14 protein-coding genes and 1 tRNA gene are annotated in these 19265 nt (G+C 71.6%); 7 read left to right on the top strand and 8 right to left on the bottom strand.

Features of this window, described 5'->3' with window-relative positions; translation table 11 throughout:
• Positions 1-4 precede the first annotated feature (4 nt).
• A complete protein-coding gene (locus J3P32_RS09420; protein WP_210439521.1) occupies positions 5-6946 on the bottom strand; it encodes an OmpL47-type beta-barrel domain-containing protein in 6942 nt (2313 codons plus the stop codon).
• A gap of 201 nt (positions 6947-7147) precedes the next feature.
• Between J3P32_RS09420 and J3P32_RS09415 the strand changes: the two genes are divergently transcribed.
• Together J3P32_RS09415 and J3P32_RS09410 are read left to right on the top strand one after the other, a co-directional pair.
• The gene (locus J3P32_RS09415; RefSeq protein ID WP_307861640.1) at positions 7148-8185 is read left to right on the top strand and encodes an ArsA-related P-loop ATPase; all 1038 of its coding nucleotides are present in this window, start codon (positions 7148-7150) and stop codon (positions 8183-8185) included.
• Positions 8182-9336, top strand: a complete 1155-nt coding sequence (locus J3P32_RS09410) for an ArsA family ATPase (protein WP_210439520.1) — start codon at positions 8182-8184, stop codon at positions 9334-9336. The genes J3P32_RS09415 and J3P32_RS09410 overlap by 4 nt, the downstream gene beginning before the upstream one ends.
• Before the next feature lie 21 nt (positions 9337-9357).
• Here J3P32_RS09410 and J3P32_RS09405 read toward each other — a convergent pair whose 3' ends face one another.
• Complete coding sequence (locus tag J3P32_RS09405; protein ID WP_210439519.1) at positions 9358-9657, bottom strand: WhiB family transcriptional regulator; 300 nt, start codon at positions 9655-9657, stop codon at positions 9358-9360.
• Between the two features lie 195 nt (positions 9658-9852).
• Here J3P32_RS09405 and J3P32_RS09400 point away from each other — a divergent pair, with 195 nt between their 5' ends.
• Positions 9853-12195 (top strand): penicillin-binding protein, encoded by a 2343-nt coding sequence (locus tag J3P32_RS09400; protein WP_210439518.1) that lies wholly within the window; start codon positions 9853-9855, stop codon positions 12193-12195.
• Between the two features lie 50 nt (positions 12196-12245).
• Here J3P32_RS09400 and J3P32_RS09395 read toward each other — a convergent pair whose 3' ends face one another.
• A complete protein-coding gene (locus J3P32_RS09395; RefSeq protein ID WP_210439517.1) occupies positions 12246-12704 on the bottom strand; it encodes a GatB/YqeY domain-containing protein in 459 nt (152 codons plus the stop codon).
• A gap of 25 nt (positions 12705-12729) precedes the next feature.
• Between J3P32_RS09395 and J3P32_RS09390 the strand changes: the two genes are divergently transcribed.
• The 4 genes from J3P32_RS09390 to J3P32_RS09375 all read left to right on the top strand — a co-directional run bounded on the left by J3P32_RS09390 (position 12730) and on the right by J3P32_RS09375 (position 15226).
• Entirely contained in the window at positions 12730-13665 is a 936-nt protein-coding gene (locus J3P32_RS09390; protein ID WP_307807827.1) for a metallophosphoesterase, read from the top strand.
• A gap of 43 nt (positions 13666-13708) precedes the next feature.
• Positions 13709-14359 (top strand): dihydrofolate reductase family protein, encoded by a 651-nt coding sequence (locus tag J3P32_RS09385; protein ID WP_210439515.1) that lies wholly within the window; start codon positions 13709-13711, stop codon positions 14357-14359.
• A 51-nt stretch (positions 14360-14410) separates the two neighbouring features.
• Positions 14411-14484 (top strand) — tRNA-Pro (locus J3P32_RS09380).
• 64 nt (positions 14485-14548) lie between these two features.
• The gene (locus tag J3P32_RS09375; protein ID WP_210439514.1) at positions 14549-15226 is read left to right on the top strand and encodes a hypothetical protein; all 678 of its coding nucleotides are present in this window, start codon (positions 14549-14551) and stop codon (positions 15224-15226) included.
• Here the strand turns inward: J3P32_RS09375 and J3P32_RS09370 are convergent, their stop codons facing one another.
• The 5 genes from J3P32_RS09370 to J3P32_RS09350 form a co-directional block, all read right to left on the bottom strand.
• Positions 15227-16276 (bottom strand): aspartate-semialdehyde dehydrogenase, encoded by a 1050-nt coding sequence (locus tag J3P32_RS09370; protein WP_210439513.1) that lies wholly within the window; start codon positions 16274-16276, stop codon positions 15227-15229.
• Entirely contained in the window at positions 16273-17559 is a 1287-nt protein-coding gene (locus J3P32_RS09365; protein ID WP_210439512.1) for an aspartate kinase, read from the bottom strand. Before J3P32_RS09365 ends, J3P32_RS09370 begins: the two co-directional genes overlap by 4 nt.
• Before the next feature lie 89 nt (positions 17560-17648).
• Entirely contained in the window at positions 17649-18230 is a 582-nt protein-coding gene (locus J3P32_RS09360; RefSeq protein WP_210439511.1) for a DUF5063 domain-containing protein, read from the bottom strand.
• Positions 18227-18823, bottom strand: a complete 597-nt coding sequence (gene recR / locus J3P32_RS09355; protein WP_210439510.1) for a recombination mediator RecR — start codon at positions 18821-18823, stop codon at positions 18227-18229. The genes J3P32_RS09360 and recR overlap by 4 nt, the downstream gene beginning before the upstream one ends.
• 8 nt (positions 18824-18831) lie before the next feature.
• The gene (locus J3P32_RS09350) at positions 18832-19218 is read right to left on the bottom strand and encodes a YbaB/EbfC family nucleoid-associated protein (RefSeq protein WP_210439509.1); all 387 of its coding nucleotides are present in this window, start codon (positions 19216-19218) and stop codon (positions 18832-18834) included.
• Positions 19219-19265 lie beyond the last annotated feature (47 nt).

The raw sequence follows: 19265 nt of genomic DNA, 5'->3' as shown, positions 1-19265 counted from the left end.
CCGATCAGCGCTTGGCCAGACGCTCCTTCACCTGGGCGAGGAGAGCCGCGCGCAGCTCGCCCTCGACCTTGCTGCGGACAAGCTTGCGCAGCGCCTTGAGGTGCTGGCGCGCCTCGCGGCGGTCACCCTGCCGCTCGGCCTTCCGGGCGTCCTTGTCGAGCTGGAGGAGCTTGTTGGCCAGCTTCGGCCCGAGGTCGCCGTCGGCGGCCACGGTCGTCACGACCTTCTCCAGGGACTTGCCGGTCGCCTGCACGGTGAAGACCACCGTCTGCGAGTCGGTGTTCCCGGCGACATCCGTCGCCGTGACCGTGAGGACGTGGCGGCCGGTGGACAGGTTCCACATGCCCCACTCGCCGGCCTCGACGGGCTCCCCGTCGAGCGTCGCCCGCACTCCGCGGACCCCCGAGGTCGCGTCCGTCGCCGTCCACGCCACCGCCGTCGCCTTGTGGCTCGGGTAGGTGCGCGCCCGGATCCCGGAGATCGCGACGTCCGGCTCGCCGGTGTCGACCGCCAGGGTCGTCGACTGCGCCGTCTCGATGTTGCCCGACCGGTCGACCGACCGCACCTCGAGGACCTGGCGGCCCTGGGTGGTGACGGTGAACGGAGCGGAGTACGCCGTCCACTCGCCGTTGCCGAGGCGGTACTCGGTGCGCGCGACCCCGGAGTCGGCGTCGGTGGCGGCGAGCGTGACCTTCGGAGCCGTGGTGAACCAGCCGGCGCTGCCGTCGGGCGAGGCCGGGGCGGTCGTCACGGTGGTCTCCGGGGCCGTGGTGTCGGCGGGGGGACCGTCGACGGTGACCTCGATCGACCCCTCTTCCTCCACGTTGCCCGCGACGTCGGTCGAGCGGAAGCGGACCGTGTGGTCCCCGGCGCCGGTCACCACGACCGGGTCGGAGTAGTCGGTCCAGTCGCCGCCGTCGAGGCGGTACTCGGTGGTGGCCACGCCCGAGGTGGCGTCGGTCGCCTCGAGCACCACCCGCACGCCGTTGCCGGCCCGCTCCTGGGTGGCGCCGGTCGCCGGCGGGACCGTGTCGACCTTGACCTCGGACTGCTGGACGTCCTCGGCGTTGCCCGCCTCGTCCGTCGAGCGGTACTCGACCGCCTGGTCGCCGTCGGCGAGCGTCACGGCACCGTCGTACGCCGTCCACTCACCGCCGTCGATCCGGTACTCGGTCGAGGCGACGCCCGAGCCGTCGCCGTCCTCGGCGGCGAGGGTGAAGCTCGGAGCGGTGACGTACCAGCCCTCCTCGCCGTCCGCCGTGGCGGGCGACCAGGTGATCGTGGTGGTCGGCGCGTCGGCGTCGGCGGCCTCGACGACCACCTCGATGCTCCTGGCGACCTCCACGTTGCCGGCCACGTCGGTCGAGCGGAACTCGACGGTGTGGGTGCCGGCCTCGGTGAGGGTGAACGGCGCGGTGTACGCCGTCCACGCGCCCTCGTCGATCCGGTACTCGGTGGACTTCACGCCGCTGCCGCCGGTCTCGTCGGTCGCGGTCAGCGTGACCTGCACGCCACCCTCGACCACGGCCTGGCTGGCCGAGGTGACCGGGGCGGTCGTGTCGGCCGGCGGCTCCTCCTCGGTGTCGAGGTGGAAGTAGTCGAACTCCACCGTGACCGGCTCCTCCTGCTCCGGGCCGATCGCCATCAGGCCGAGCGAGTTGAGCGGACCGTCGTAGGTGATGCCGTCACCGATGGGCGTCCACGAGGCGCCAGCGGTGGACTTGACCGCCGCCGTGTACCGCGTGCCGACCTTGGTCACCTGGACCCACCAGTAGCCGCTCTCCGTGGTGTCGGGGATGTTGACCGCGTCACCGCCCGCGACACCGCTCCCGCCCTTCTCGGCGGCCAGCTCGGCGCGCAGGTCGAGCGCCGCGCCGGGGGCGTTGTAGGCGACGATGTCGGCCTTGGCGTAGTTGTCGTCGTTGCCGTACATCAGCAGGCCGGCGAGCTGGTAGCGGTGCTTGAGCGGAGCCTTGAGCTTCGTCTCGGCCACCCAGTCGCCCGCCGGGGCGTCCTGCAGGATGAAGTTGCGCGGCTTGATCGGGTTGTTGCCGTTGATGTCGCCCGGCTCCGTCGCGATCTTCAGGTGGCCGTCGGCCACCGACTCGGTGTGCGAGTTGTAGCGCACCGACTCCGCCCAGCGGCACCCGTTCAGCGCGGTGCCGTCGAACTCGTCGCCGGGCTCGAAGGCCGCGGCGGTCCCGTCGGGGGTGATGGTGAACGAGTCGACCGCGGCGGACACCGGGGTGGTGCCGAGGTCGCCCGCCGCCATCACGCCGATGCGGGTGCCGGCGCCGGTCTTCAGCGGCGTCGAGCCGTTGACGTTGGTCCAGGCCTGGCCGTCACTGGAGTACGCCGCGGTGAGCGTTCCGTTGGTGTTGGTCAGGCGGAGGTGGATCGTCGACGGGAAGTCGGCCGGCAGGTCGGGGCTGCCCGGCGTGGTGCGCTGTCCGTTGGTCTCGGACTGGAACTCCACGAACCGGTTGGCCGCGCCGTTCTGCCCCCGCACGAAGCCGAGCTTGTTGTACTCGTCGTCGGAGCGGTGGACGACCAGGCCGGCCCACTGCCAGTGCGAGGTGTGCGCGAGCGTCAGCTTCGTGGTGGCGACCCAGTTCCCGGCGGGAACGGCCTGACCGGCGAAGCTCACCGGACCGGCCGACGCCTCGTTGATGTCGCCGTTGGTGACCGGCAGGTTCAGCGCGCCGCCCGACTGGGTGATCGGCCGGGCCGGGTCGTGGCGCAGGGCCCACTTCGGCAGCAGCGACGGCGAGGTGAAGTCGTCGCTGAGGGGTCCGCCCACGCAGCTGAGCGGGTCGCTCGGCGCCTGCGGCTGGGGGGCCTGCGGGTCGGTGTCGACCGAGAACTGCGAGAAGTCAGCCGTCCGGACCCCGGTCTCGTGGGCCATGATGAACATGCCGACGTCCTGGGTGGCGCCGATGTTCGCCAGCGTCACCGCCGTCCCGACCTGGGTCCACGCCGTGCCGTTGTTCGACCAGAAGGCCGACACCTGGTTGCCCCGGCGGCTGAGCTTCAGCCACTTGGGCACCGTGCTGGTGCCGCCGGCGATCGACTGGTTGAGCTGGCCGTTGCCGTCGGGGTCGGTCAGGAACTCCATCCCGGCGGCCCGACGCCACGCGAGCATGGCGTAGCCGGGCGAGACGCCGGGCTGCGTCATGTCGTTGCGGATGATGAGCCCGGCCTTGCCCGAGTTGTTCACCAGCGTGCTGGCGTCGACCCGCACGATCGCGTCGTAGGAGTCGTCGCCTGCACCCGGCTTGTAGAGCGTCGTGTACTGGTCGACACCCTGCCAGGCGTTGGAGCCGGCACCCGAGATCCGGAACTGGCCGGCCCCGAGCCGCTCGAACTCGCCGTTGACGTTGGTGAAGGGGAGGAGGTCGCCGAAGAGCTCGCCCACCTGCACCTGCACCAGTCGCGACGTCGTGGTGTTGCCGGCGTCGTCGGTCGCCTTCGCCGTGAGGTCGTAGAGACCCTCCGCGGCCGGGGCGGTCCACGTCACCGTGTACGGCGCGGTGGTGTCCTCGCCGATCTTGGTGTCGCCGGCGAAGAACTCGACCTTGGCGACCGAGCCGTCGGCGTCGGAGGCGTCGGCGGTCAGGGTCACGGCGGCACCGGGGTCGACCTTCTCACCGTCGGCCGGCGAGGTGATGGCGACGACCGGCTTGGCCTCGGGCGAGATGCCCTGGCCGATGGCCTCGAAGAAGTTGAGCTTGATGTCGTTCGTCCCGGTGAACACCAGGTAGAGGTCGAACGTCTCGTCGCCGAGCTCGCTCACGTCGACCGCCACGTCGCGGAACTGCTGCCCGGTGGCGGGGACGGCGGCGGTGCCGATGAGCTGTCCCGTCGGGCCGCCGTCACGCAGCTCGATCGTGCCGCCGGCGGCGGCTGCCTGGACGCGCAGGTTGAACGTGTCGATGTTGTGGAAGCTCACCGGCTCGAAGTTCACCCAGGCGTTGTTCTTGCCGACCACGACCTGGCCGCCGCCCGCGGCGTCACGGCCGGGGGCGAGGGTGGCGGTGTCCGACTTGGCGTCGAACCACTCCGCCTGGCGCAGCTTCGGGAAGATCACCGAGGTGTCGGAGGCGAGGAGCGGGTTGGCCCCACCCTCGCCGCCGGTGTCGGTGTAGCGGGCGTCGATCGAGTAGAAGATGTTCTCGTCGGCCGCGTGGCCGCCGATGCTGGTGACCGTGCTGCCCGTCAGGCCGCGGGAGGCGACCAGCGGGTGGGCGTGGTCGTCGTGGCCCAGCGCGGGCTGCACCTCGACGCGCTGCGGGTCGATGGTCCCGTCCTCGGGGTCGGTGACCTGGACCTTCCAGCTCACCTCGTCGCCGAAGTCGAAGAACGATCCGTCCGGCGGCATCTGGAGCTCGACCACCGGCCGGGTGTTGCCGACCGTGATCGGCACCGTCGTCGTGCCGGTCTTGCCCGCGGGGTCGGTGACCGTGAGGCGGGGGTTGAAGACACCGTTCTCGGTGAAGGTGTGGGTCACCGTCTCGCCGGTGGCGTCGGTCTCGCCGTCACCGTCGAAGTCCCACGCGTAAGTGATCGGCTCGCTTTCGGGGTCGGTCGAGTCGCCGCCGTCGAAGGTCACCGTCAGCGGCGCCTGGCCGGAGTCGGGGCTGGCATCGATGCGGGCCACCGGCGAGCGGGAGCCGCTGATGTAGTCGATCCGGTAGAGGCCCGAGGTCGGGTTGTCGCGCCCGTAGCCGCCGCCCCAGTCGAGGACGTACATCGAGCCGTCGGGACCGAACTTGGAGTCGATCGGCGCCAGGAAGGGCACGTTGGGCAGGAAGGGGTTGACCTTCTCCACCGCGGCGCCGGGCTGGGCGCCGCCGCCGTCCTTGAGCTGGATGTTGTACATCTTGTTGCGGGCCCAGTCGTAGAAGAACGGCTTCCCGTCGTAGTACTCGGGGAACTTCGTGTCCGACTCGAGCGTCTCGTCGTAGCGGTAGATCGGGCCGCCCATGGGGGCCAGGCCGCCGCCCTGCGGGATCGCGCCCACCGAGGAGCGCCGGTAGCCGTAGTACATGTCGGCGGGGCGTGCCGGCGGGAGCTCGGTCAGGCCGGTGTTGTGCACCGAGTCGTTGATGGGCTTGGCGCAGTCGAAGTAGCCACCGACGACCGGCGGGTTGAGCGGCGTGGTGTGGCCGTAGTCGACGTCGCGGAACGGCTCGCCGTTGGGGTTCTGGCCCTGGTGGTTGCCGCCCATGCACATCGGCCAGCCGTAGTTGCCGGCGCTCTTGATGAGGTTCCACTCGGCGATGCCGGCGGGGCCGCGGGTCGCGGGCGCGTCGGTGCCGTTGTCGGGCGAGTAGTCGGCCATGCTCAGCCAGCCGGTCTCGCTGTCGATCGAGAACCGGAACGGGTTGCGGAAGCCCATCGCGTAGATCTCGGGCAAAGTCTTGTCACGCCCGGCGTCCTCGGACTCGGGGAACAGGTTGCCCTCGGGGATGGTGTAGCTGCTGCCGACACCGGGCTCGCCCGGGTTGTCGACCGGGTTGATCCGCAGGATCTTGCCGCGGAGGTCGTTGGTGTTGGCCGAGGTGGCGCGGGCGTCGTGGAACGTGCCGGCGCGCTCGGAGAGCGGGGCGTAGCCGCCGGAGGGCTCGGAGTGCGGGTTGACGTCGTCGCCCACGCCGATGAACAGGTTGCCCTTGTCGTCGATGTCGAGGCCGCCGCCGGTGTGGCCGGGCTCGTCGGGGAGGCGCCGGGCCGGGATCTTGATGATCACCTTCTCCGAGGCGGGGTCGACCGACCCGTTCTCGAAGGTGAACCGGGAGACGGTGGACCAGAAGTTGTTCGGGTTCGCGTTGTCCGGCGACTCCGCGGAGCGGTAGAGGAAGATGTGCCCGTTGGTGCTGAAGTCCGGGTCGAGCGCCACGCCGAGGAGGCCATCCTCACCGCCGGAGTAGACCGGGAGCGTGAGCACGGTGGTGACCGCCTGGGTCTTGGGGTCGTACATGCGCAGCTGGCCACGGACCAGCTCGGTGTAGAAGACCTTGCCGTCGTCGGCGACGTCGATCGCGAACGGCGCGGAGGTGTTCTGGTCGAGCGGGATGCGCTCGTAGTTGCTCCACACGGTGCCGCCGCAGTCGCCCTCCTCGAGGCCGGCGACGTACTTCACGCCGCCGACGATCTCGGCCATGAACTCGGGCTCGTCGTAGTGCGAGGGGAAGTGGCCCAGGGCGGTGCCCCAGAAGCGGCCGCCCTCGTAGGGCTTGCACCAGGTGATCGGGTGGTCGTAGCCCATGTTGCCGCCGGAGTAGGTCGACTCGTCCATGGACTGCAGCACGTGCGCGGTGCCGCGGACGTTGTTGCTGAAGTTGTACCACTCGTCGTTGCGCAGCCAGCGGGTCGCGTCCGGGGTGCCGCGGAAGTGCTCGGTGGAGGGGTGGACGGTGTCCTCGTTGCGCACCACGCCCGCGGGACCCGGGTCGGTGCCGGTGGGCGCGTGGCCGGGCATCAGCGAGCCGACCATGTTGTCCCACCATGGGTAGTTGCCGCGCATGTCGAGCGCGTTGTGCACCGCGGCGATGCCGTTGCCCTTCGCGTGCCACCGCTCGAGGGCCGCCTTCTCGTCGGCGTTCCACGGGTCGCCGTTGGCCTGGAAGACCAGGATCGCGTCGAACGGCGCGAGGCCCTCGTCGGTGAACACCGCCTCGGAGCCACCGGGGGTCTCCTTGTGGACGACGCTCACCTGCATGCCGGCCGCCTCGAGGCCCGCCTGGACCTTCGGCGTCGCCTGCGCGATGGCGGCGTCGTGCCAGTCGCCGGCGGCGTCCTCGGTGAAGATCAGGACGTGCCCGTGGCCCTCGTGGGCCTGGGCGGGGACGGCCGCGACCACGCCGAGCAGCACGCTGCCGACGAGGGTCGCGACTGTCGTGAGTGCGGTGCCGACGGTGAAGCGTCGAGCGGTGGGTGATGACATCCCAGGGCCTCCAAGGTGCTGACGGGTGGCAACGGCCGCAGGACGCGCGTGTGACAGGCGTCACGACCGGTATCTCACGGACGCTCGCAGACTTTTGTGCACCGGTCAAGCAAAAGTCGCCCGCGATGGACAAGAAGGACGCCGACGAGCGTGAAGAAGCGACCAAAGTAGGACGCCGTCGCCCGTCGCTATCCTCGGGGCGTGACCGCGCTTGCCGACCGGCCCGACGACTGGCCGAAGGTGCGCCTCCACGTGGTGACCGGCAAGGGCGGGACCGGCAAGTCGACCGTCGCCGCCGCGCTGGCGCTCGCGCTGGCCACCGCCGGCCGCAACGTGCTGCTGTGCGAGGTGGAGGGGCGCCAGGGCATCGCGCGGATGTTCGACGTGGACCCGCTCCCCTACGAGGAGCGCCGGATCGCCAAGGGCGCGCCCGAGGCGGACGGCCGGTCCGGACGGGTCCACGCGCTGCACATCGACGCGGAGTCGGCGCTCCTGGAGTACCTGGCGATGTACTACCGGCTCGGGCGCGCGGGGAAGGCGCTCGACCGGTTCGGGGTCGTCGACTTCGCCACGACCATCGCGCCGGGGGTGCGCGACGTGCTGCTCACCGGCAAGGTCTACGAGGCGGTGCAGCGACCGCGGGGCGGGCGGAGCACCGACGGGCCCGAGGGGACGACCACCTACGACGCCGTGGTGCTCGACGCGCCGCCCACCGGACGGATCAGCCAGTTCCTCGGGGTGAACTCCGAGCTCGCGGGCCTGGCCCGGGTCGGCCCCGTCAAGACACAAGCCGACAAGGTCATGGACCTGCTGCGCTCCCCGCGCACGGCCGTCCACCTCGTCACGATCCTGGAGGAGATGCCGGTGCAGGAGACCTCCGACGGGATCGCCGAGCTGCGCGCGGCGGGCCTGCCGGTCGGCGGCGTCGTGGTGAACCTGGTCCGGCCGCGAGCGCTGGGGGCCGGTGCCCTCGCCCGCGTCCGCGACGGCGGGCTCGACCCCTCCGCCATCACCTCCGACCTCCAGCGGGCCCGCGTCGACGTGGACGCCGAGCTGGTCGCCTCCCTGGTCGCCGAGGCACGCGAGCACGCCGTACGCCGTCGGCTCGAGGACGAGCAGCGCGACCTCGTCGCGGCCGAGGGCGTGCCGACCTACGAGCTGCCCCGGCTCGCGAGCGGCATCGACCACGGCGCGCTGGTGGAGCTGGCGCAGCTCCTCCGCCGCCAGGGGATGGCGTGAGGACCGCCCGGCCGGACGGGCCGGCGCCGGTGCTCGACGTCGACGCGCTCCTCGACGACCGGACCACCGAGATCATCGTCTGCTGCGGCTCGGGAGGCGTCGGCAAGACGACCACCTCCGCCGCGCTGGCGCTCCGCGCGGCGGAGCGCGGCCGCTCGGTCGTGGTGCTGACGATCGACCCGGCCCGCCGGCTCGCCCAGTCCATGGGGATCGAGCAGCTGGACAACACCCCGCGCCCGGTGCCGGGCGTGCGCCCCGGCGCCGGCGGCTCCCTCGACGCGATGATGCTCGACATGAAGCGCACCTTCGACGAGGTCGTCGAGGGGCAGGCGAGCCCGGAGAAGGCCCGGCAGATCCTGGAGAACCCGTTCTACGTCGCGCTGTCCAGCTCGTTCGCGGGCACGCAGGAGTACATGGCGATGGAGAAGCTGGGCCAGCTGTACCGGCGGGCCAGGCAGGACGACACCTACGACCTCATCGTGGTCGACACCCCGCCGTCGCGCTCGGCGCTGGACTTCCTCGACGCGCCGGAGCGGCTGTCCAGCTTCCTCGACGGCCGCTTCATCCGGCTGCTGCTGGCCCCGGCCCGCGGACCGGCCAGGTTGATGACGGCCGGCTTCTCGGTGGTGACCGGCGCGCTGACCAAGGTCCTGGGGGCGCAGGTGCTGCGCGACATGCAGACCTTCGTGGCGGCCTTCGACACCCTGTTCGGCGGCTTCCGCCAGCGTGCGGAGCAGACGTTCGCGCTGCTGCAGGCGCGCGGCACGGCGTTCGTCGTCGTGGCGGCACCCGAGCCGGACGCGTTGCGCGAGGCGGCGTACTTCGTGGACCGGCTCACCGACGACGACATGCCGCTGGCCGGGCTCGTGGTCAACCGCGCCAGCCCGTCGGCGCGCACCGCGCTGTCCGCCGAGGAGGCCATCGCCGCAGCCGACCGGCTCCGGTCGTCGGACCCGTCGTCCGTGACCGCGGGGCTGCTCCAGCTGCACGCCGACCGCGTCCGCCTCGTCGAGCGCGAGCAGCACCTGTGCGGGCGCTTCGCCGCCTCGCACCCGCGGGTGCCGACGGCGGTCGTACCGGCGATGGCCGGCGACGTCCACGACCTCGACGGCCTGCGCGCGATCGGCGAGAGCCTGGCACGGCAGGCCTGACGTCCCCGGCGCGGGGGGGAGTCAGACGGAGGCGGAGCGGGTCTCGGAGGGGGTCTCGACCTTGGTGCGGGCGGTCTCCAGGATGGAGCGCCACGAGGAGCCGGGGCGGCGGCGGAGCAGCGCGCGGCGCTCACGCTCGGTCATCCCGCCCCAGACGCCCCACTCGATCTGGTTGTCGAGCGCCTCTGCCAGGCACTCGGTGCGCACGGGGCAGCCGGCGCAGACCTGCTTGGCCTTGTTCTGCTCGGCGCCACGCACGAACAGCGCGTCCGGAGTGTCGCCCTTGCACGCGGCGCGTGATGCCCAGTCCTCGACCCACATAGTGTGATCCCCACGGTGTGTGAAGAGCCGGTCAGCCGCCCCCATAGCGGCCATCCCTGACTCCTCGAGAAAAGTAAACGAAAGTCCAACGACCGCGGCAGGGCCAGGTGGCCCAAATCGAATAGTCCGATGTGACTATCCCGCTGCGCACGTTGGATGTGAGGTGCTATGCGATCCACCCGTACTCTGGTGGGCATGCCTTCCCGCTCGTCCTCGCCCTCCGGGCCCGACGCCGGCCGCGTCGCCTCCCACCTCGCGGTCATGGGGGCCGTCGCCGTGGTCATGGGCGTCCTCGTCGCCTGCCTCGCCATCCCCTTCGCCGGCCTGGTGGGGGTGGCGGCCAAGGACGTCAGCAAGGGGATGGTCAACCTCCCCGAGTCGCTCGAGGCGAAGGACCTGTCGCAGAAGACGCGCATCTACGACGTCAACGGCAACCTGATCGCCTCGCTCTACGACCAGAACCGCATCAACGTGCCGCTGGCCTCGATCTCGCGCCCGATGGTGAAGGCCATCGTCGCCATCGAGGACTACCGCTTCTACGAGCACGGCGCGCTCGACCTCAAGGGCACGCTGCGCGCCTTCATCACCAACCAGGCCAACGGCGGAGCCGTGCAGGGCGGCTCGTCGATCACCCAGCAGATGGTGAAGCAGACCCTGCTCTACCAGGCCGAGACGGAGGAGGAGCGCAGGGCCGCGACGGAGGAGACGTACGCCCGCAAGATCCGCGAGCTGCGCTACGCCATCGCGTTCGAGAAGAACCACAGCAAGGACTGGATCCTCGAGCGCTACCTCAACATCGCCTACTTCGGCGACGGCGCCTTCGGCGTGCAGTCCGCCGCCCGGCACTTCTTCTCCAAGAACGCCAAGGACCTCAACCTCCTGGAGTCGGCGACGCTCGCCGGCCTCGTCAAGAACCCCGTCGGCTACGACCCCATCGACAACCCCGAGCGCGCCGAGGGCCGCCGCAACGTCGTGCTCGACCGCATGGCCCAGCTCGGGATCCTGACCGAGAAGAAGGCCGAGCGCCTCAAGGCCACGCCGCTGAAGGACACGCTGGAGATCGAGACCGCGCCCAACGGCTGCCAGCAGTCCCGCGCGCCGTTCTTCTGCGACTACGTCGTGAACTGGCTGCTCAAGGACCCCGTGCTGGGCGACACGCCCAAGGAGCGGCGTACGACGCTCAAGAACGGCGGCCTGACGATCAACACCACGATCGACCTCGACATGCAGAGGGCCGCCGACGAGTCCGTGGCCGCGCACGTCTTCCCGACCGACCAGGCCATCGGCGGCCTGGCGATGGTCGAGCCGGGCACCGGCGACGTCCGTGCGCTGGCGCAGTCCCGCCCGATGGGCAAGGACAAGGCGGCCGGCGAGACCTACCTGAACTATGTCGTGCCCAAGAAGTACGGCGACGCCAACGGCTTCCAGGCCGGCTCGACGTTCAAGCTGTTCGTGCTGGCGTCGGCGATCAACCAGGGCATCCCGCTGAGCACGAGCATCAACTCGCCGCAGGAGATGCTGATCCCCGACGAGGAGTTCGAGACCTGCGACGGTCCCTACGCCGGTGACGGCAAGGGCTGGCCGGTCTCCAACTCGACGGGCTTCGGCACCTACGACCTCTACTCGGGCACGCAGCAGTCGGTGAACACGTTCTTCGCCCAGCTCGAGGTGATGACCGGGATGTGCGAGCCGATCGCGCTGGCCAAGAGCATGGGCGTCAGGATCCCCAAGATGCACGAGGTCCCGTCGTGGATCCTCGGCGTCTCCGACAGCAACCCGCTGGAGCTCGCGCAGGCCTACGCCACCTTCGCGGCGCGCGGCCTGCACTGCGACCCGCGACCCGTCACGCAGGTGCTCGACTCCTCCGGCCAGGTGCTCAAGGACTTCGCGTCCCAGTGCGAGCAGGTGATGCCGGGCGCCACCGCCGACGCGGTCAACGACATCCTGCGCGGCGTGATGGAGCCGGGCGGCTTCGGGCAGAACATCGCGATCGACAAGCCGTCGGCCGGCAAGACCGGCACCAACCAGCAGAACATGTCGGTGTGGTTCGCCGGCTACACGCCGTCGCTGTCCACCGTCGCCATGGTCGCCGGCGCCAACGAGTTCGGCGAGTGGGTCAGCCTCAACGGGCAGGTCGTCGGCGGCAGCTACATCGGCGAGGCCTTCGGCTCGACCGTGGCCGGACCGATCTGGGGCGACGCGATGGCGGCCGTCTCGGCCAAGCTGCCCTACGAGGACTTCCAGGCCCCGCCCGGCGACCAGGTCGCCGGCGTGCTCACCAGCGTGCCCGACGTGACCGGCCAGACGGTCGAGGCCGCGACACAGGCGATCGAGGCGGCCGGGTTCACCGTCGCCGACGGCGGCCCGGTGGACTCGGAGACCGCCGAGGGCACCGTGGTGTCCACCTCCCCCGAGGCAGGCACCCAGCTCAGCAGCGGGGACACCGTCACCCTCTACACCTCGACGGGCACCGAGCCCTCCACCGGCAACGGGAACGGCGGCGGTCGCGGTCGCGGCAACGGCGGCGGCCGGGGCTGACCCGGCCCCCGCGTCCCGTCGTCCCGGGGGCGACGTCCGCGGGCGCGTCGTCAGCCCAGCTGGCGACGCACCTCGGCGGCCACCGCGCCGCCATCTGCCCGGCCCTTGACCTGCGGCGTCACGACGCCCATCACCTTGCCCATGGCCCGCATGCCCTCGCCGGCGGCGCCCGTCTGCTCGATCGCCTCGGACACCAGCCGGGCGATCTCCTCGCCGCTGAGCTGGGCGGGGAGGTACTCGGCGATGACCTCGCCCTCGGCGGCCTCCTTGGCCGCCATCTCGGCGCGCCCGCCCTCCTCGAACGCGGTGGCGGCCTCGCGGCGCCGCTTCGCCTCGGTGGAGAGCACCCCGATGATGTCGTCGTCGGAGAGCTCACGCGCCTGCTTGCCGGCCACCTCGGCGTTGGTGATGGCGGTCAGCACCATCCGCAGGGTCGAGGAGCGCAGCTCGTCACGCGCCTTCATGGCGGTGGTGAGATCGGCGCGGAGACGGTCCTTCAGAGCACTCATGGGGCCATTGTGGCAGCCTTGCGCCGTGCCCCCCCTCCCGTTCGTCCGTCGTGCGGCGACCGCGGGCGCCGTCGCCGGCGCGGGGCTGGCGACGTACGCCGCCTGGGAGGCACGGCAGTACACGCTGCGGCGCGTCACCGTCCCTCTGCTGCCGGCCGGGCACGGCCCCCTGCGGGTGCTGCACCTCAGCGACATCCACATGACGCCCGACCAGCGGGCCAAGCAGGAGTGGCTCCGCGGGCTCGCGGACCTCCGTCCGGACCTCGTCGTCAACACCGGCGACAACCTCGCCCACATGCGGGCGGTGCCGGTCGTCGCCGACGCCCTCGCCGCGCTGCTCGACGTCCCGGGCGTCTACGTCCTCGGCTCCAACGACTACTACTCACCGGGCCTGCGCAACCCGGTGCGCTACCTGCTGCCCGACACAGGTGACCGCAACACCACGACTCCCCAGCTGCCCTGGCCCGACCTCAAGGACCGCTTCGACTCGGCCGGCTGGCTGGACCTCACCAACGGCTTCGCGGCCCTGACCGTGGGCGGCACCTCCCTCGCGTTCGTCGGCGTCGACGACCCGCACCTGCGCTACGACGACCTCGACCGGGTGGCCGGACCGGCCGACAGGACCGCGGACGTGCGCCTCGCCGTCACCCACGCGCCGTACCTCCGCGTGCTCGACCAGTTCGCGCGCGACGGCTACGACGCCATCATCGCGGGACACACGCACGGCGGCCAGGTCTGCCTGCCCACGCTCGGAGGTCCCGGCCGGGCGCTCACCACCAACTGCGACCTCGACCGCGGCCGGGCCCGCGGCCTGCACCGCCACCCGGCGACGTCCGCGCCGGGCGACGAGGGCTCCGCCTGGCTGCACGTCTCGGCCGGGCTCGGCACGAACCCCTACATCCGGTTCCGGGTGGCGTGCCGTCCCGAGGCGACGCTGCTGACACTGGTGGCGGCGTCCTGACATCCTGGGTCGACAGGACCCCGCCGGCCTCCAGGAGGTCTCCGTGCCGCTCGTGCGCGTCCACAACTTCTCGATCTCGCTCGACGGCTTCGGCGCGGGTGAGCCGCAGTCGCTGGAGTCCCCCTTCGGGCATGCCGGCGAACGCCTGCACCAGTGGATGTTCGCGACGGACTTCTGGGACCCCGAGGGCGGCGCGCGAGGCGTGGACGCCGCGTTCGCGGCCCGCCACGCAGTCGGCTTCGGTGCCGAGGTCATGGGAGCCAACAAGTTCGGTCCGCCCGGCTGGCAGGACGATCCCGACTGGCGGGGATGGTGGGGCGACGACCCGCCGTTCCACACCCCGACGTACGTCCTGACCCACCGCCCCCGACCACCGCTGGAGATGTCGGGTGGGACCACCTTCCACTTCCTGGACGCCTCGCCCGCCGAGGCGCTCGCCGTCGCGCAGCAGGCGGCCGGCGACCTCGACGTACGCCTCGGAGGCGGCGCGACCACGATCCGCGACTTCGTCGCCGCCGGGCTCGTCGACCACCTCCACGTGGTGGTCGTGCCGATCGTGCTGGGTCGCGGCGCCCGGCTGTGGGACGGCCTCGAGGGGATCGAGGACGCCTTCCACGTGGAGTCGGTGTCGTCGCCGACGGGTGTCACGCACCTGACCCTCACCCGGCGCCGGGGCGATTTCGGGGCGGCCTGACCGCTCCGGTATGCTCGCCCGCGTTGCCCGGCCAGATCCCTGGCCGGGCGGCGGGCTGTGGCGCAGCTTGGTAGCGCGCCTCGTTCGGGACGAGGAGGCCGCAGGTTCAAATCCTGTCAGCCCGACAGCGTGGAGCTCCCGGACCCGTCACGGGTCCGGGAGCTCCTGCCATTTGGCACACTTCCCCCCATGGCAGACGGCACGCCCGACGACGGTCCCTCCCTGGAGATGCCCTCCCTGTCGCTGCGGCGCAGGAGCAGGGCGCGCGAGGGGCGTCCCCCTGCCCCGACCGGCGGTGCGTCCGCGGCCGGGCCCGCCGCCGGGCCTCCCCAGCCCTCCCTGCCTCCACAGCCCTCGGAGCCCTCCCAGCCCTCCCTGCCTCGCCGGCCCTCGGAGCCCTCCGAGCCCTCCCGGCCCTCGGCCCGCCGGGGGCCGCGCGAGGGACGGACGATCCGGCTCGGTGGGCTGCCGGCCGCGGCAGTCACCGGCGTCCTGGTCGGAGGGCTCGCCGTCCTCCTCGGCTGGCTCGCCGCCGCGGGCTGCAGCGCCGCGCGCGGGACGTCGTCGTGCGGGGGCGCTGCCGGACTGCCGATCCTCCTCGCCACGCTGGTCGCGCTGGCCTGGGCCGGCACACTGCTGCTGCGCGCCTGCGGCGTCGCCGACGCCGGCTCGACCAGCCTCCTGGCCGTCGGCGTCCTGGCCGTGCTGGTGATGGTGTTCCTGCTGGGCTCGCTGGACGAGTGGTGGGGCGTCCTCGCCGTCCCGGTGGCGTCGCTGGTCGCCTACGCGGGGTCGTGGTGGGTCACCACGGCCGTGGGGGGCGGTGAGCCGGCCGTCGGGGGCAGCGCACCCCACGACGTCCGGTGATCAGCGCGCGGCTGCGACGAGCTCCGCGATCTGCACGGTGTTGAGGGCCGCGCCCTTGCGCAGGTTGTCGTTGCTGATGAACATCGCCAGGCCGCGGTCGCCCGGCGCGCCGGGGTCCTGCCGCAGCCGGCCGACGTAGGACGGGTCCCGCCCGGCGGCCTTCAGCGGGGTCGGCACCTCGTCGAGCTCGACGCCCGGCGCGGACGCGAGGATCTCGCGGGCGCGGGCGGGGGTCATGGCCCGCTCGAACTCGGCGTTGACGGCGAGCGAGTGGCCGGTGAAGACCGGCACCCGGACGCAGATCCCGGAGACGAGCAGGTCGGGCAGGCCGAGGATCTTGCGCGACTCGTTGCGCAGCTTCTGCTCCTCGTCGGTCTCGTTGAGCCCGTCGTCGACGATCGATCCCGCCATCGGCAGCACGTTGTAGGCGATCGGCTCGACGTACTTCACCGGGTCCGGGAAGGTGATCGCCGAGCCGTCGTAGGCCAGCTCGCGCGCCTTGTCGCCCGCCTGCGCCACGCCGTTGGCGAGCTCGTCGACCCCGGCGACGCCGGAGCCGGAGACCGCCTGGTAGGTCGAGACGACGAGCCGGGCCAGGCCGGCCTCGTCGTGCAGCGGCTTGAGCACCGGCATCGCCGCCATGGTCGTGCAGTTGGGGTTGGCGATGATGCCGCGCCCCGACTCGATCACGCCGGCCATCGCGTCGGGGTTGACCTCGGAGACCACGAGGGGGACGTCGGGGTCCTTGCGGTAGGCCGAGGAGTTGTCGACGACGACGACGCCGGCGTCGACGAACCGCGGCGCGAGGGCGCGGGAGGTGGTGGCACCGGCGGAGAACAGCGCGATGTCGAGCCCGGCCGGGTCGGCGCTCGCGGCGTCCTCGACGGTGATCTCACGGTCGCCGAAGGGCAGCACCGTGCCGGCGGACCGCGAGGAGGCGAAGAAGCGGACCCGGTCGGCCGGGAACTCCCGCTCGAGGAGGATCTGCCGCATCGCGACGCCGACCTGCCCGGTGGCACCCACGATGCCGATGTTCACGGTGTCGCTCATCGTCCGGTCCCTCCGTAGACCACGGCCTCGACCTCGTCGGCGTCGAGGTCGAACGCCGTGTGGGTGGCGCGGACGGCGTCGTCCACGGCGTTCTCGTCGACGATCACCGAGATGCGGATCTCCGACGTCGAGATCATCCCGATGTTGACGCCCGCGGAGGCCAGGGCACCGAAGAACTTCGACGTGATGCCGGGGTGCGAGCGCATGCCGGCGCCGATGAGCGACACCTTGCCGATCTTGTCGTCGTAGAGCAGCTTGTCGTAGCCGACCTCGGCCTGGATGCGCGCGAGGGCGGTCATCGCCGTCTGCCCGTCGCTGCGGGGCAGGGTGAAGGAGATGTCGGTCAGGCTCGTCGCCGCCGCGGAGATGTTCTGCACGATCATGTCGAGGTTGATCTGCGCGTCGGCGAGCGCCTCGAAGATGCGGGCGGCCTCGCCGACCTTGTCCGGCACGCCGACGACGGTGATCTTGGCCTCGCTGCGGTCGTGGGCCACGCCGGCGATGATGGGCTGTTCCATGGTCTCTCCCTGGCTGGGTCCGCTGAGCTGCGGGTCGTTGACGACCCAGGTGCCTTCGAGCTGGCTGAACGACGAGCGCACGTGGATCGGGATGCCGTAGCGGCGGCCGTACTCCACGCACCGCAGGTGCAGGATCTTGGCGCCGCACGCGGCCAGCTCGAGCATCTCCTCGTAGGAGACCCGGCCCAGCTTGCGGGCGCTGGGGACGATCCGGGGGTCGGCGGTGAAGACGCCGTCGACGTCGGTGTAGATCTCGCAGACGTCGGCCTCGAGGGCGGCCGCCAGCGCGACGGCCGTGGTGTCGGTGCCGCCGCGACCGAGCGTGGTGATCTCCTTGGTGTCCGCCGAGACGCCCTGGAAGCCCGCGACGATGACGATGTGGCCCTCGCCGATCGCCTGCGTGATGCGGCCGGGCGTCACGTCGATGATCTTGGCCTTGCCGTGGACCGAGTCGGTGATCACGCCCGCCTGCGAGCCGGTGAACGACCGGGCGGTGAAGCCGAGGTCGCTGATGGCCATCGCCACCAGCGCCATCGAGATGCGCTCCCCCGCCGTCAGCAGCATGTCCATCTCGCGCGCCGGCGGCAGCGGCGAGACGCCGGTGGCCAGGTCGAGCAGGTCGTCGGTGGTGTCGCCCATGGCGGAGACGGCGACGACCACGTCGTGGCCGGACTTCTTGACGTCCACGATGCGCCGCGCCACGCGCTTGATCGCGTCGGCGTCGGCGAGCGAGGAGCCGCCGTACTTCTGCACGACAATGCCCACGGTTGGTCCTCGGGTCGGGGTGCAGCCGTCAGCGGCCGCGTTGGTGTGGCGTGCCCACCGGCGCCGTTGCCGGGAGGCCACCGACGATTCTACGGCTGCACCACAGGCGTACTGCCGAGCATCTCATCGGCGACGGCCACCGCCTCGGCGTCGGCCTCGAAGTCGGTGTCGAAGCGGTCGTGTGCGACCACGGTGAGCAGCGCGTTGAGCGCCGCCCCGGCAAGGTTGCCCCAGTTGTTGACGTAGGAGAACTGCCACCACCACAGCGCCTCCTCGACGTCACCGGCGCGGAAGTGGCGCAGGCCGTTCTCGAGGTCGATGGCGATCGACGCCAGGTCGTCGGAGAGCCGGCTCTCGACCAGCTCCGGGACGTAGGGGTCGAAGACGAAGGTGTAGGCGTCGACGCCCCCGAGCATGTCCGCCAGGCGCAGTCGCAGGTCGTCGATGTCGGCCTCGGGACCCACGTCGGGCTGGAACTCCTCGCGGGGGGTGAAGTCGGTCTGCGCGCCGAGCCGGGCTCCGGCGAGCAGCACCTGGCTGATCTCGAGCAGCAGCAGCGACACCGCCTGCGCCCCGTTGCCCTCGCGCGCGATCGCGCGCAGGGCGAGCAGGAAGCTCGTCACCGAGTCGGCGATCTGCTCCTCGAACCTGATCTGGTCATCGTCGGTCATTCGGCTGATCTCCTTCCGGCGAACGCCCGGCCGAGCGTGACCTCGTCGGCGTACTCGAGGTCACCACCCACCGGAAGTCCACTCGCCAAGCGGGTGACGCGCAACCCCATCGGCAGGAGCAGTCGCGTGAGGTAGGTCGCGGTGGCCTCGCCCTCGAGGTTGGGGTCGGTGGCCAGGATCACCTCGGTGACCGCGCCGTCGGCCAGTCGGGGCATCAGCTCCTTCACGTGGAGCTGGTCGGGGCCGATGCCGTCGATCGGGGAGATCGCACCGCCGAGGACGTGGTAGCGGCCGCGGAACTCGCGGGTGCGCTCGATGGCGACGACGTCCTTGTACTCCTCGACGACGCACAGCACGCTCGGGTCGCGCCGCTCGTCGCGGCAGATGCGGCACTGCTCGTCCTCGCTGACGTTGAAGCAGGTCGAGCAGAACTTCACCCTGGCCTTGACCTCGATCAGCACGTCCGCGAGGCGGCGGACGTCGGTGGGCTCGGCCTGCAGCAGGTGGAAGGCGATGCGCTGTGCGCTTTTCGGGCCCACGCCCGGCAGCCTGCCGAGCTCGTCGATCAGGTCCTGGACGACACCTTCGTACAAGGGGTGCCTCAGCCCAGGCCGGGCAGGCCCGGCCCGCCGCCGGTCCCACCGCCGAGACCGCCCAGGCCTCCGGCCAGCGGCCCGAGCGACTCACCGGCCAGGGCCTCGGACTTCGCCCGCGCGTCGCGGTAGGCGGCGACGATGAGGTCGGAGAGGTCGGACAGGTCGTCGGGGTCGCTGCCGTCGAACTCCCCGGCGCGGATCGTCACCTCGACCAGCTCGCCCACGCCGTTGGCGGTGACGGTGACCGCACCGCCCGCGACGGTGCCCTCGACGGTCTGCTCGGCGAGGTCGGCCTGCGCCTGCTCGAGCTGTTGCTGCATCTGCTGCGCCTGCTGGAGGAGGGCGTTCATGTCGAAGCCGCCACCGAGGGCGTCGAACGGGTTCTGGGTCATCGGGTCTCCCACGTCAGGGTCGGGGTCGAGGGTCGGGTCGAGCGTCG

The sequence above is a fragment of the Nocardioides xinjiangensis genome (genome assembly GCF_017916385.1).
In the GTDB taxonomy this organism is placed as follows: Bacteria; Actinomycetota; Actinomycetes; order Propionibacteriales; family Nocardioidaceae; genus Nocardioides; species Nocardioides xinjiangensis.
Note: the sequence above shows the minus strand (reverse complement) of the source record. Positions and strands in the feature narration are given on the sequence as shown.